The organism is Pseudomonas sp. KB_15 (assembly GCF_052114525.1).
Lineage (GTDB): Bacteria > Pseudomonadota > Gammaproteobacteria > Pseudomonadales > Pseudomonadaceae > Aquipseudomonas.
This window is the reverse complement of the sequence record NZ_JBFREX010000048.1, coordinates 1-14,176: the sequence shown is the minus strand read 5'-3', so window position 1 is coordinate 14,176 and position 14,176 is coordinate 1. Positions and strand designations below refer to the sequence as shown.

General features: G+C 63.2%; 11 protein-coding genes. 2 read left to right on the top strand and 9 right to left on the bottom strand.

The features are described 5' to 3' along the window. Positions 1–122: 122 nt before the first annotated feature. The 3 genes from surE to AB4Z35_RS25510 all read right to left on the bottom strand — a co-directional run bounded on the left by surE (position 123) and on the right by AB4Z35_RS25510 (position 4,160). Entirely contained in the window at positions 123–1,100 is a 978-nt protein-coding gene (surE, locus tag AB4Z35_RS25520; RefSeq protein WP_442100105.1) for a 5'/3'-nucleotidase SurE, read from the bottom strand. 79 nt (positions 1,101–1,179) lie between these two features. Then, positions 1,180–2,559: a DUF1329 domain-containing protein gene (locus AB4Z35_RS25515; RefSeq protein ID WP_442100104.1), complete on the bottom strand. Its 1,380-nt coding sequence runs from the start codon at positions 2,557–2,559 to the stop codon at positions 1,180–1,182. A gap of 23 nt (positions 2,560–2,582) precedes the next feature. Beyond that, a complete protein-coding gene (locus AB4Z35_RS25510) occupies positions 2,583–4,160 on the bottom strand; it encodes a DUF1302 domain-containing protein (RefSeq protein WP_008004416.1) in 1,578 nt (525 codons plus the stop codon). A gap of 266 nt (positions 4,161–4,426) precedes the next feature. Here AB4Z35_RS25510 and AB4Z35_RS25505 point away from each other — a divergent pair, with 266 nt between their 5' ends. Then, positions 4,427–6,169 (top strand): FAD-binding protein, encoded by a 1,743-nt coding sequence (locus AB4Z35_RS25505; protein WP_442100103.1) that lies wholly within the window; start codon positions 4,427–4,429, stop codon positions 6,167–6,169. Then, a complete protein-coding gene (locus AB4Z35_RS25500; RefSeq protein ID WP_442100102.1) occupies positions 6,166–7,044 on the top strand; it encodes an SDR family NAD(P)-dependent oxidoreductase in 879 nt (292 codons plus the stop codon). Before AB4Z35_RS25505 ends, AB4Z35_RS25500 begins: the two co-directional genes overlap by 4 nt. Before the next feature lie 172 nt (positions 7,045–7,216). Here AB4Z35_RS25500 and AB4Z35_RS25495 read toward each other — a convergent pair whose 3' ends face one another. The 6 genes from AB4Z35_RS25495 to AB4Z35_RS25470 form a co-directional block, all read right to left on the bottom strand. Further along, positions 7,217–8,797, bottom strand: a complete 1,581-nt coding sequence (locus AB4Z35_RS25495) for a FadD3 family acyl-CoA ligase (protein ID WP_442100101.1) — start codon at positions 8,795–8,797, stop codon at positions 7,217–7,219. Positions 8,798–8,869: 72 nt separating this feature from the next. Continuing rightward, positions 8,870–9,616 (bottom strand): SDR family NAD(P)-dependent oxidoreductase, encoded by a 747-nt coding sequence (locus AB4Z35_RS25490; RefSeq protein ID WP_046042745.1) that lies wholly within the window; start codon positions 9,614–9,616, stop codon positions 8,870–8,872. A 238-nt stretch (positions 9,617–9,854) separates the two neighbouring features. Beyond that, positions 9,855–10,937, bottom strand: a complete 1,083-nt coding sequence (locus AB4Z35_RS25485) for a 2Fe-2S iron-sulfur cluster-binding protein (RefSeq protein WP_442100099.1) — start codon at positions 10,935–10,937, stop codon at positions 9,855–9,857. 13 nt (positions 10,938–10,950) lie between these two features. Continuing rightward, on the bottom strand, positions 10,951–11,706 hold the full coding sequence (locus AB4Z35_RS25480; protein WP_442100098.1) for a glucose 1-dehydrogenase: 756 nt from the start codon (positions 11,704–11,706) through the stop codon (positions 10,951–10,953). Beyond that, positions 11,694–13,373 (bottom strand): FAD-binding protein, encoded by a 1,680-nt coding sequence (locus AB4Z35_RS25475; RefSeq protein ID WP_442100097.1) that lies wholly within the window; start codon positions 13,371–13,373, stop codon positions 11,694–11,696. Before AB4Z35_RS25475 ends, AB4Z35_RS25480 begins: the two co-directional genes overlap by 13 nt. A 9-nt stretch (positions 13,374–13,382) precedes the next feature. Beyond that, positions 13,383–13,898: a flavin reductase family protein gene (locus tag AB4Z35_RS25470; RefSeq protein WP_007976920.1), complete on the bottom strand. Its 516-nt coding sequence runs from the start codon at positions 13,896–13,898 to the stop codon at positions 13,383–13,385. Between the last annotated feature and the right edge of the window lie 278 nt (positions 13,899–14,176).

The window sequence follows — 14,176 nt, the reverse complement described above, 5'->3', positions numbered from 1 at the left end:
GAATACACCAGATAACCCTGTGGGAGCGGGCTTGCTCGCGAAGGCGGCGTCTCAGGCAACATCGATGTTGGCTGTGCCGGCCCCTTCGCGAGCAAGCCCGCTCCCACAGGTTTTGCGCTGGATTATGGCTTGATCCCGCGCAAGATTTTTTTCGCCTGATCCTGTACCGCTTCCGGTGCCGTCATGTTGCCGTCGATCACGGTGATCACTGCGTGGCCTTGCCACAGTTGGTACGCATCGGCCTTTTGCTGGACGTCGGTCGGTGTCGAAGGAGCGGTCAGGTTGACGTGGACCACGCCGTCGGCGCCGCGCTGGGCGGTGAAGTTCACCCGATCCCAGTTGCCGATCGGGGCAAAGCTCACGCCTTTGACTTCATCGGGTTTCAGGGGCGGGTAGTTGAGGTTCAGGCCGCTGACGCCCGGCAGGCCGAGCACGTTCAAATCACACTGATGTTTGTTTCTGGCGCAGGCCTGTTTGGCTTCGGTGCCGGCCAGGCTCGCCTGCTCTATGACCTTCACGGCAAAGCGCGCCGTGTCGTCCATGGCGCCGAGGGTCTTGCGGTAGCCGGCCTGCTGGTCGCGGATGATCAGGTCCATGTCGATACCCGTGGACACCGCCACCGCCGCAATCCCCTTGAACATCGCCCGCACAGCCGCGTTGAGGGTGCCGGACATCTGCGTCAGCGGGCCGACGTTTTCGCCAAAGTTGCTGCCGGACACCACCAGGTCCGGCGGCGAGTCCTTGAGGATCACGTCGAGGCCGACGTTGACTGCATCCACCGGCGTGCCAATGGCGGAAGTCTTGCCGGCGGGCGGGGCGTAGCCTTCCGGCGGCCCGACGCAAAAGCGGCCCGGCGCCAGCTCGGTCACCGCCAGGGCCTGGCCGGGTACGACCACGCTGGCGGCACTGATGCCGCTGCTGTCGTTCAACGGGCCGACCAGGGTGACCTTGTGCCCGGCCGCGGTCAGGGCGCGGTACATCGCATCGATGCCAGGAGCGCGGCAGCCATCGTCATTGGTCAGCAGGATGTTCAGGGCATTGGCTTGCATCGACAGGCCAACGCTGGCCATGGCGATGATGCTGGTGAGAAGTTTGTTCATGGAGAATTCTTCCGTGGAAGGAGCGAATTTTACAAAGCATGACGCCCCGACCGAATGAATCGGTCGGGGCGTCATGGGTTTAGCGGGTGCCGAGTTTGCGCAGGTTGCCAGGGGTGAATTCGTCTTCGGTGAAGGCGGTGGCGTTGAGCTTGGCCGGTTTCTGATTGACCAGCATGCGGTCAACCAGGTAAGAGCCGGCGATCAGGTCGTGGTAGATGCCGAGGCGAGCGTGGTAGCGCTGCATCTCGTAGGCGTAGATCGAGGTCTGCATGTTGGTGCGCCACAACTGGCCACGGCTGTCGTAGTTGTCGGCCATGGTCGCGGACCAGGTGTCCTCGTCCAGGTACAGCACGCGCTTGGCATACACGTGGCGGGCACCTTCCTTGAGGTTGGCCTGCAACACCCAGACTCGGTGTTTCTCGTAGCGCATGTACTGCGGATCGACGTGACCGGTGGTGTCCAGGATCTGGTCGGCCGTTACGCTCGGGTCGTCGATCTTGTAGTTGTGGTACGGGATGTAGATTTCCTTTTTACCGACGATGGTCCAGTTGTAGCGGTCCGGCGCACCGTTGAACAAGCGGTCTTCGTCGTACACGCGAAAACCTCCGGCGCCGGTTGGCGAGTCGTAGCCCACGGTCGGTGCGCGACGTACCCGGCGTTGGCCCGGGCTGTACTGCCAGGCCTGGCGCGGGGAGGCGGTCGGGTTGATGAACTCGTGACCGACCACGATCTCGCCTTTCTTGCGTACCGGTTCCAGTGTGGTGATCATGAAGTGGGTGAACACACCGTTGGCGGTATCCAGGGATTTGTCCGGGGTCGACCAGATCGAGAAGATCTTGTAGTCGACCTCTTCCAGTACCTTTTCCTTGTTGGAGTACACCACTGCCTGGCCGTAGTTGGCCTCTTCAGTGCTGGCGCGCCCCTGCAAGGTATGGTTGAACATCAACTCGCTGCCGTTCTTCGGGATCGGGAATGGCGAGGCACCCCAGGCGTTTCTGGTGTCGTTGTTGTCATTGTCGAGTTCGGCAGTGACGGCGTTTTTCTTGATCTGGTCTTCCAGGCGCTGATCGAGGCGGAAGTCGCGGTGGCTCGGGTACACCGGGATCTTGAACGTATCAGGGTAACGCTTGAGCAGCGCTTTCTGGCCATCGGTCAGGTTATCGGCGTACTTGTCCATGTTCTTCGAATCGATCACGAACAGCGGTTTTTCCGCGGCGTACGGGTCCGGATACGGGGTGCCGGGGCCGGCGTATTTGAGTCCCGGTGGCAGACCGCGCCATTTGCCGGTCCAGGCCGGGATGCTGCCGTCGGCGTTGCCGGCTTTTTCGGCGCCCATCGGGGTCAGGTCCTGGCCCAGGCGGGCGGCTTCTTCGGGGCCGACCTTGGCGTAGGCCAGGCCACTGCCGAGCAGGCCGACGGTCAGCGCTGTGCTCAATAATGTTTGGGTGAATCTGGACATGCTGTGCTCCTCCGATTGGGGAATCAGAACCGGTACTTGAAGTTGAGCGCGACGTTGTCGCGGTCGGCCAACGGGCTGTTGTTGGCATTGCCGAGGTAGGCGTTGTAGCGGGCCTCGACGGTGAAGTTGCCCAGGTAACGCCAGGAACTGCCGATACTGGCGCGGTTATCGTTCTGGCCAGCGTTGATCGAGCCGACCATCGAGCTGTCGCCGTGGGCGGCGGCGCTGAAGGTGACAGGCACCGACATGTCCCAACCGCTGAACACGTCGTTGTAGTCAAAGTTCGCCTGCACCGTGTAGCCCCAGGCATCGCGGTCATAGACCAGGCTGTCGGTGCCCGGCAGCGCGAAGCCAGGGGCCAGGGTCACTGGCTGCGACTTGTCGTTACTGATCACGGTGTTGTAGACCACCTCACCGGTCAGGGTGGTGTTGTCGGCGAAGGAGGTCGGGCCGAGCACGTAGATCATCGACGTTTGCGCTTGTACGGTCTTGCCACGCACGGGGCTGGAGAAACCGTTGTCGACCATCACCGGCGTACCGTCGCGGTAGCTGACTTCACCGGCCCAGCTGACGTCGCCCAGCACGGTGGCGAAGCTCGCGCCGAACAGGTCGATGTTGTCGAAGTAGCGCACCTGGTAGCGTCCCAGGGTCGAGGCGAAGTCCAGCGACGGGGTCTTGTCGTGATAGCGCGAGTAGTAGATGCCGAACTCGGTGTTGTTCAACGACTCGGCGGCGTAGGTGAAGGCCAGACCGTACTGGCCGCTGTCGCTCGGCTTGTCGTCCTTGAGGCGGGTGACGAATCCGGAGGCGTCGTTGAAGCCGCCCTCATCGATGAAGTCGGTGGTGGAGAAGTAACTACCCACGCCGAACAGCTCGGTTTTCTCCCACTTGTATTGGTAGTAGGCCTGGATACCCAGGCTTTCGGTCAGGGCGAACTGGGTGAACAGTTGGCCGACCGGCAGCAGGATTTCCTTGACCTCGACACCGGGGGTGGTCGCCTTGGTCGCGTCCACCGGGCTCTGGGCCGCGGAAATACCCGGATAGAACAGGCTTTCACCCCAGCTCACCACCTGGTTGCCCAGGCGCGCGTTGAGGGCATGGCCGCTCACGTCCCAGTTTCCATAGGCGTAGTAGTCGAGCATGCGCAATTCATTGCGATGCTGGTCGATGGTGTCCTGGGAGAAACGGTCGGGTTTGCTGCAATGGCCGCCGGCGAAGCAGTTCGAGGTGCCGGTGGTGTTGTCGTTGTCCTGATCGTAGACGTTGTCGTAGAAACCGGTTGCCCGGACAAACACGCCGTAGTCGTCCTGCCACTTGATGTTGGCTTCGGTGAGAAAACCACTGCGATTGTTGATCAGGCTGCCTTTGTCGAAGGCGTTGTCGCCGTCGTTGCCGTTGGCATTGGCGGTCAGTTTGTGATCGCGAGACTCGGTCCGCCAGGCGAGGCTGTAGGTCAGTGTGGTGTCCCAGTCGATGCTCAAGTCTTCGCTCGGCTGAAAGCTCATGGCGTTAACGTGAGCGCTTAGTCCGCCAGCCAGCAACAGCAAAGCCAGCTGTACGCGAGGGTGCTGTGTTGGTGGGGCGATTATTGTTTTTATCATGTCGTCCTCATGGCCCAGGTCAGACCTGCCCGACCTGCATTTCAGGGGGGTGATTGGTGCTGTGGGCGACTATGGAGTCACGACTTGCACGCAACATCGTCCAAGCGGACTAAGCGATTTGTACGGGGCGACCACAGTCCTGGCCTTAGTCTTATCGGACGATGAACACCGGGCGCGTGCGGCCAACAATCCCGAGACCGACTGCACCGGGCGAAGATCCGGCGGTGGCGGTTTCTGCCTGATGGGCGCTGAACAAGGGTGATCGCATGAACGCTGCCGGGATCAAATGGGACGAGTGCTGTGATGTATTGGTGATTGGCTCGGGAGCCGGTGGCATGACCGCTGCACTGCGCGCCCACGACCTGGGTCTGAATGCGCTGCTGATCGAAAAGAGCGGCGAGTACGGCGGCACCTCGGCAGTGTCCGGCGGCGGGATCTGGATCCCCAACAACCACCGGATCAACGCCATCGGCGGCAGTGATTCGGCGGCCGAAGCGATTGCCTACATCCGCGCAGTGACCCATGGCGAGATCGACGACGGGCGCATCGAAGCCTATGTCGAGCACGGCCGGGAGATGGTCGAGTACCTGGAAAAACACACCCGCGTGCGCTTCGAGGCGCAACCGCGCTACGCCGATTACTACCCGGAAGTCGCTGGCGGAAAACCGGGTTATCGCTCGATGGATCCGCAACCGTTTGACGCCGCCGAACTCGGCGAAGAATTCCTGCACATGCGCGCGCCGTCCCCCGGCACCCTGATGATGGGGCGCATGGCGATGACCATGAAAGAGGCGCAAGTGCTGCTGTGCCGTGGCCCCGGCTGGTTGCGCCTGACCCTGCGGGTGATGTGGCGTTACTGGCGTGATCGCGAGGGTCGACGTTTGTCTCGCCGCGACCGCTTCCTGACCCTGGGCAATGCCTTGATCGGTGCCTTGCGCTGTTCGTTGCAGGATCGCGGCAAATCGCTGTGGCTCAACTGTGCACTCGAAGAGCTGCTGCTGGTCGGCGACCGGGTCGGTGGTGCGCGGGTCAATCGCAACGGTCAGCTGCTCAACGTCAAGGCGCGCTACGGGGTGATCATTGCCGCCGGTGGTTTCGAGCGTAATCAGGCGATGCGCGAGCAGTATCTGCCGCAGCCGTCCCAGGCGAACTGGAGTGCCACGCCGCCCAACAATACCGGCGACGGCATCCGCGCCGGTCTGGCCATCGGCGCGCGAACCGCGTTGATGGAACACAGCTGGTGGGCGCCGACCACTTACGTCAAGGGCGAAGAAAAACAGCGTGCACTGTTCGTTGAACGCACCCTGCCGGGGTGTGTGATGGTCAACGCGGCGGGGGAGCGTTTCGTCAACGAGGCCGCGCCTTATACCGATATCGTTTACGCGATGTATGCCAACCACCGCGAAGGCGCCGCGAGCGTGCCGTGCTGGATGGTGTTCGACGCCGAGTTCCGGCGCAAATACCCGTGCGGCGCCTTGCTGCCGGGTTATGCCCAGCGCGATTGGCAATTGCCCGAACATCTGCGCGACTACTTCCACAAGGCGTCGACCCTGGAGGAACTGGCGACGAAAATCGGCGTCGACGGCGCCGGACTTGTCCGCACCGTGCAGCGCTTCAATGGCATGGCCGTGCAGGGTGTCGACGAGGATTTCCACAAGGGCGAATCACTGTTCGACCGCTACTACGGCGACCCGAACGTGCAACCCAATCCATGCCTGGCACCGTTGCTCAAGGGACCGTTCTACGCCGTGCGCATCGACGCCGGCGACATCGGCACCAAGGGTGGCTTGCTGACCGACGTGCACGCCCGCGTGCTGCATGAAGACGGAGAACCGATCAACGGCCTGTACGCAATCGGCAACAGCGCCGCCTCGATGATGGGCCGCACCTACCCGGGCGCCGGTTCGACCATCGGCCCGGCCATGACTTTCGGTTACCTGGCGGCCAATCACATCAAGCGCCAGAGCGAAACCGCTTCGGCGAAAACCTTGTTCGGGAGCGTTGAATGAATCAGCCACGTCAACAGATTGCAGTCGTTACCGGTGCCAGTCGCGGAGTGGGCCAAGGCATCGCCTTGGCCCTCGGGGCGGCCGGCATGATCGTGTACGTCACTGGCCGTGCCCCTGCGCAGGGCGGGTCGAAGTTGTACGGGCATGCCTTGCGCGGCTCGCTTGAGGACACCGCCGCCGCGATCACCGCCGCCGGTGGGCGCGGTATCGCGGTGGTCTGTGATCACGCCGATGACGCGCAGGTCCAGGCGCTGTTTGCCCGAGTAGAAGCCGAGTGCGGGCATCTGGATTTGCTGGTGAACAATGCCGCGTTCATTCATGACCAGTTGATCGAACCCGGACCGTTCTGGGCCAAACCCCTGGACCTGGTGCGCATTCTTGAGGTCGGTCTGCGCTCGGCCTATATCGCCAGCTACTACGCCGCGCCGCTGTTGCTGAAAAGTGCCCAAGGGCTGATTTGCTTCACTTCGTCATTCGGCGCCGGGTGCTACATGCATGGTCCGGCGTACGGCGCGCAAAAGGCCGGGGTCGACAAACTGGCGGCGGACATGGCGATCGATTTCGAAGGGCAGGGCGTGGCGGCGTTGTCGTTGTGGCTCGGCCCGCAACTGACCGAGCGCACCAGGATTGCCGGCGAACAGCATGGCGAGCAGTACCTGGCGTTTCTGGCCCATGCCGAAACCCCGCAATTCAATGGGCGGGTGATTCATGCCTTGCTCAATGATCCGCAGTTGATGGCGTTGTCCGGACAGACCCTGATCACCGCCGAAATCGCCCCTGGCTACGGCATCAGCGAAGCCGAAGGCCGTCAGCCACCGTCTCACCGCGCCATGCTCGGCGACCCTCGCCTGCAGCATCCGGCGCGGGTGGTCTGACCCACGATGATCGTTCCCTGTAGCAGCTGGCGAAGCCTGCGTTCGGCTGCGCAGCAGTCGCGAATTCACTGCACGCGGTTTAACTGATACACCGCAGYGCCTGAWTTCACGACTGCTTCGCAGCCGAACGCAGGCTTCGCCAGCTGCTACAGGGGAAATGTGCGTTTCGGACTTAATTCACGGGCTGAAGCGCCCACTCGCGCAACACATTCTTCGTCACTTTGCCCGCCGCATTGATCGGCATGCTCTGCAGCACCTGCACCCGGCGCGGCACCTTGTAGTTGGCCATCTGCTCACGGCACCAGGCGAGGAATCGGGTTTGCTCGATGTCCATCCCGGGGGCAGGCAACAGGAACGCCATTGCCACTTCTCCCAGGCGCTCGTCAGGAATACCGATCACCGCGGCCTGGGCCACGCCCGGATAGGTCAGCAGGCACTGTTCGATCTCCGCCGGGTACACGTTGAAGCCACCGGTGATGAACATGTCCTTGAGGCGGTCGGTGATGCGCAGGTAACCCTGTTCGTCGAGCATGCCGATGTCGCCGGTGTGCAGCCAGCCGTCGGCGTCGAGAATCTCCTGGCTGGCTTCGGGGTTGTTGAGATAACCCTGCATCAGGTTGTAACCGCGAATCTGCACTTCACCGGGAATGTTCGCCGGCTGGCTGCGACCGCTGTTGCCGACACAGCGTACTTCTACCCCCGGCATCGCCCGGCCGCTGGTGTTGGCGACCAGTTCCGCAGAGTCGCCGGCGCGGCAGATCGTGGCGAAACCGCAGACTTCCGTCAGGCCATACGCGGTGACGATGGTGGCGAAACCCAGTTCGTCGCGCATGCGGTGGATCATCTCCACAGGAATCGCCGCCGCGCCGGTTACCGCCACGCGCAAGGAGCTGAGGTCGAACTCACTGCGTTGCGGATGGGCCAGCAACGATTGATACAGCGTCGGCGGCCCGGGCAACACGGTGATGCGTTCGCGCTGCACGCATTCGAGCACAGCCTGCACGTCGAACACTTGCTGCGGCAGGAGGGTGCAGCCGCGCATCAGCGCTGCCAGCCAGCCGGCCTTGTAGCCGAAGGAATGGAAGAACGGATTGACGATCAGGTAGCGATCGCTTTCGCGCAGCCCGACGATATCACTCCAGTCGCGCACGATGCGCAGGTTCTGGCCGTGGCTGGTCATCACGCCTTTGGGCTTGCCGGTGGTGCCCGAGGTGAACAGCACGTCGGACAAGGCCTGCGGGCCAACGCTCTGTTCGCGGGTGCGCAGGGCCAGGTGCGGCACGTCGGTCCCCAGGTCCATAAATCGCTCCCAGGCCAGGGTACCCGCATTGGCGCCGCGCACGCTGACGATGTGGCGCAGCTCAGGCAGGTCTTCCGACGCCAGCATGCCGGGGTAGTCCGCGCCGAGGAATTCGCCGATGGCAAACAGCACACAGGTGCCGCTTTCGCGCAGGATGTAGCCGGCTTCGCTGCCCTTCATCCGGGTATTGAGCGGTACCAGAGCGGCGCCGACACTTTGCAGGGCGCCGGCGGCGACGATCCATTCCCATACGTTGGGCGCCCAGATCGCCACGCGGTCCCCGGCCTGTACGTCGAGGGCCAGCAGTGCGCGGGCAGCCTGGCGGCGCAGTTGGTCCAGTTGTCGGTAGCTGATGACGTGGCCCGCGTCCTCGATGGCCGGGCGGTCGCCGTAGGCCTGGGCAGCGTTGGCGAACAGTTGAGCGATGGTCAGTGCGGTGGCGACAGGCGGCATGGGGCCTCCCCGGTTAGAAGACAAGTACGAAAAAGGGAGTAGGCCGGGCAGGGCGCCCGGCCGGATTGCGAATTACTGGGCGGGCGGGGCGAAACGGCGACCGGCGGAGAAACCACCGTCCACGGCGATCATCTGGCCGCTGACAAAGGACGCTTCGTCCGAGGCCAGGAACAGTGCGACGTTGGCCACTTCTTCCGGTTGCCCGGAGCGGCTGAGCATGTGCTGCGAGGCGAAAAACGCGTGGAACGCGTCATTGTCACGGACCATGCTGGTCATCGGCGTTTCGATCAGGCCCGGGCACAGGCCATTGACGCGAACGTTGGCGTAGCCGTAGTCGATGGCCATCGAGCGGGTCAGCTGGTTGATGCCGCCCTTGGATACGTTATAGGCCACGTTGCCGTCGCAGCCCTGCAGGCCGAAGATCGAACCGACGTTGATGATCGAGCCACCGCGTTGCGACACCATCGATTCCAGCGCGTATTTGCTGGTGAGCATGCTGCCGGTGAGGTTGATGTCCATCACCCGTTGCCAGTTGGCGGTGGTCGTCTGGGTCACGCTGCCCTGGTCGGCGACGCCGGCGGCGTTGACCAGTACGTCGATGCGCCCGAAGCGGCTGATGACTTCTTGCATGACCTGCTGCACCTGCGCTTCGTCGCGCACGTCCAGGGTCATGAACAGGCCGGGAAAGTCTGCCGGTGCACTGCCGATGTCCAGCCCGACCACTTGCGCGCCTTCGGCAGCGAAACGGCGCACGCAGGCCAGACCGATACCCGAAGCGCCGCCGGTGACCACCGCGACCTTATTCTGCAAACGAGCCATAACTGCACCTCTTTTGTTGTTGTGGGCTAATGCTGGGGTCGAGTCTAACTGCAGACTTGGGCTGAGTGATCGTCCAATGAGACTAAGCAACAGATCCCCCGTCTGGCACATTTCAACTGTGGGAGCGGGCTTGCTCGCGAAGGGGGCGGCAGCCTCGACATCATCGTTGTCTGACACACCGTCTTCGCGAGCAAGCCCGCTCCCACAATTGACCGCATTCCCCCGTAGGAGCGTACCCTCAATCCGGGAATTTCAGGCGTACCCGTGCACCGGTCGGTCGACTCTGGCAGGCCAGCGTCCAGCCGTCGGCCAGTTCCTTTGGCGTCAGCACGTCGTTGCGCGCCAGTTGGGTTTCACCTTCCTTGACCACGCACATGCACGCGCCGCAAAAACCTTCTTCGCAGGACGATGGCACGTCCAGGCCGGCGGCCTTGCAACTTTGCAGCAGGGTGTCGCCGGGTTTGCAGGTAATTTCGTGTTGCTGGCCATCAAGCTCGACGATCAACGCCTCGCACTGCGACCCCATCGCCGCCTCGCGGGCTAGGGCTTCTTCGGCCAACAGTTCATCGGGGTCCGGTGGCGAGACGAAACGTTCGACATGGATCCGCTCGGCCGCTTCGCCCAGTGCCAGCAGCGTGCGCTCCACGGTGTCCATGAACGGCCCCGGCCCGCAGATAAAGTAATCGCCGCCGGCCGATCCGCGCAGCAGATGACGGACCTGATGGTCCGTCAGAAAACCCTGCACCGAATCGAGGACGTGCACCACGTGCAGTTGATCAGGATGCGCCTTGATCAACCGGCACAGCTCGTCCTTGAAAATCACCGAGGCTTCATCGCGGTTGGCGTAGATCAACTTGATCGGCCGCCGACTGCTGTGCAGCACCGACTTGAGAATGGAAAACACCGGGGTGATACCCGAACCGCCCCCGAACAGGACCAGGGGCTTTTCGGTGTTCGCCTGCGGGTCCAGGCAGAACAGCCCGGCCGGTGGCAGCACTTCCAGCCAGTCGCCGACCTGCACTTCGTTCATCCAGTTCGACACCCGGCCGCCGTCGACCCGTTTCACCGTGACCTTGGGCAGCGCGTCCRCGAGGGGCGAGCTGGCCATGGAGTAGCAGCGGGTCAACAGTTTGCCGGCCAAGGGCACGCGAAAACTCAGGAACTGGCCCGGTTTGTAGCGAAAGCGCTCACGCAGGGTTGGCGGTACGTCCAGCACCAGCGAGCGCGCATCGGCGGTCTCGTCGATCACCGCGCACACTTGCAATGAGACACTTCCCGTCGTGTGTTCGGCCGGGGTCAGGTTCTGTTGTTGCGTGCCCATGTTCACCTCGACCTCAGAGCCCGCTGATCAGTTGGGCGTTGTCGACGCGAATCTCGGCACCGTTGACGAATCGCGACTCGTCGGCGGCGAGGAACAGCACCACATTGGCGATGTCCCGTGGCGCGGCCATGCGATTCATCGGGTCCTGGTCCAGCGCTTCCTGCGGGATCGCCTGACCACCGGCCAGGGCCTGGGTCATCGGCGTGTTCACGCCATCGGGGTGCACGCTGTTGCAGCGGATGCGGTAGCCCTGCTGCTTGCAGTGCAAGGCAATGGAGCGGGTCATCGCCGCCACTGCGCCTTTGGATGCCGAGTAAGCGCAGAACATCGGCATCGCGCCCAACGCGGCCACCGACGACATGTTGATGATCGAGCCGCCACCGGTTTCCTTCATGGCCTGGATCGCGTACTTGCAGCCGAGGAAGTAGCCTTCGCCGTTGATCTTCTGCACCTTCTGCCACAGCTCAAGGGTGGTGTCCTCGATGCTGCCCAGGGCCAGGATCGCGGCGTTGTTGACCAATACGTCGAGGCGGCCGAAGTGTTCCACGGTAGTCTTGACCACGTGTTGCCAGTCGCTTTCGCTGGCGATGTCGTGGCGGATGAACAGCGCGTTGGCGCCGATTTCCGCAGCGGCCTGGCGACCGGCCTCTTCATTGAGGTCGGTCAGTACCACTTTGGCGCCTTCGCGGGCAAGCAGCAGGGCGTCTTCGCGACCGATGCCGCTGGCGGCGCCGGTGATGATGCAGACTTTGCCTTCTACACGTTGCATTGTTGTTCTCCTGATCGTGCGGTTTGAAGTGCGAATTGGTCGGCCACGTGGGCAGCAGCCCGGCGACCGGAATAGATGCAATCGGCCAGTGACAGGCCGGAGACATACAGGTTGGAGGCGACCCCGACCGCGTTGCGGCCGGCGCTGTACAGGCCGTTTATTGGCTGGCCGGCATGGTCCAGCACCCGACCGCTGGCCTCGCAGACTTTCAACCCGCCCAGGGTGATGACCGGGCAGGGGAAGAGTTTGCTGGCGAATGAAAGATCGAGGGCGTACCACGGGCCCTGGTCGAGGTTGGCGAGCATCGCCGCGGACTTGCCGAACTCGTCGGCGACTTCACCTCGTGCCGCGCGGCTATAGCGTTCGACACTCTGGCGCAGCAGCTCCGGCGGCAGACTGCAGCGCTTGGCCAACCCGGCCAGGCTGCTGCTGCGTTTGGCGTTGAACAGCAAATTGAGCAGCACCGGCAGGCGCTGGAAATTCCACACTTTGCCGGGGCCTACCTGACTGAGTGCTTCTCGAACCAGCGCCCGATTGAGAATCAGAATGGCGCGGCCATCCTGTTCTTCGACCATGGCGTGGCCAAGGGTCGCGCCGTAGATTTCTTCGTTGGCGTAACGTTGTCCGCGGGCATTGACGATCAGCCCGCGGGCCCAGGCCAGTGGCGGGTTGATGAAACGCCAGGCGCTGACCTTGTCCATCCGCGCTACGCTGCCACCGGCGCTTTGGCCCAGGGCGATGCCGCTGCCGTTGCACCCGGTGGCGCCCAGCGGCAAACCGGCCAGGTACTGCGGCGCGTGCTGGCGCACCAGTTCGCGATTGAAAATAAAACCGCCGCTGCTCAGCAGTACCGCCTGCTCGGCACGAATCAACTGGCGTATTGCGCTGGTCTGTTCGATACGGCGCTGACGGGCGCGCAAGCGGTCGGCCAAGGCCGGAGCGTACATATGAATGGCCGCGGCCCAGCGCGACAGACGCGCATGTTGCCGGGCGGCGCGACTGCCCGACGGCAGTTGCCAGGCTTCGACACCGAGGACTTTATCGTCGAGGTCGAGCACCAACCGCCGCACTTCGCACTGGCTGCGCAAACGTGCGCCGTGGCGCAAGGCGCTGGCCTTGAGCGGGGCGAACAGGCTGGCGCCGGACATGCCCGGGCCTTTGGTGCGGTGGCCACGGGGTGCCGGCTTGGCGCTGACGGCATAGGCCGGCACGGCTTCGTTGCCTGAGTAGTAAAGGTAGTACTGGTCGCTCGGGTACGAGGTTTTGTGCGGCGGTACGCTGGCTTTGAAGGCCGCGCCTTGTCGCTCCAGCCAGGCCAGTTGCTCGCGGCTGCCTTCGCAGAAATCCCGTAGCGTCTCGGGGCTGACGGCCTCGCCAACTTCCTGTCGCAGGTAATTGAACATCGCCTCGCTGGTGTCTTCATAGCCAGCCTGACGCTGATACGGCGTACCGCCGCCGGCGTAGACCACGCCACCGCTGAGTGCCGTGGCGCCGCCGCCTTCGAAGCGATCCAGTGCGAGCACCGACAGGCCGCGAGCGCTGGCTTCGATGGCGGCACAGGCGCCGGCTCCGCCAAACCCGACGATCAGCAAGTCGCAGCGGTCATCCCATGGCAACTGGTCGGCGCTGTTCACTCGCAACGCCGTCAAGCGGTTCAGGCTGTCCATGTTCGGGCCTCAGCCAGCCGCAGCGAGAGAAGGTGCTGGTTTGGCGGTGGTGGTGTAGCTGCCGTCGAGGTAGACCAGCGGGGTGATGGCGTCAGTGGTGTGGATCTGCAGGATGCGCCCGATGAACACGGTGTGGGTGCCGTAGCTGAAGTGGCCATCCTGACGGCAGAGGATCGCCGACTGTGCGTCACCCAGGTAAGGGATGCCGCCGGGGCTGGTCAGCCAGTTGCCACGGTCGAAGCGTGCTTCACCCTTGATCGCGCCGCTGCACAGGTTGGCCAGGTCTTGTTGTTCTACGCCGAGGATGTTCACGCAGAAGTCCGCGCCGGTCGCCAGTGCGGCGTGGGGTGAGGCGGTCTTGTTGACGCAGATCAGCAGCGATGGCGGTTCGGTGCTCAGGGAATCGACCGCGGTGGCGGCCATGGCGAAGCGTTCGGAGCCGTTGCTGGTGCTGATAATGGTGACGGACTTGGCCAGGCGGCGCATGGCCTGGAGCATGTCGGCTTTGAGGTTGGCGTCGTTCATCGCACTGGGCCTTTTTGTTGGTTGGGGAGTGCGATGGATTCTTGCTCTGGTGTCTATCTGGAACATCGTCCGAGGGGACTAGGACTGGGTGGGGGGTGGTACATATCCGTTGCTGCGGTAACGGCGGCTTATGGTTTCGCCCTTACGGCGACTCACTTTTTTTACAAGCGCCTAAAAAAAGTAAGCAAAAAAACGCTCGCCCCTTACGTACGGCCCCTCGCTTAGGCTCGGGGTTCCTTCGCTCCGGCATTCATCCGGGGGCATCGCCTCCGGTCGGC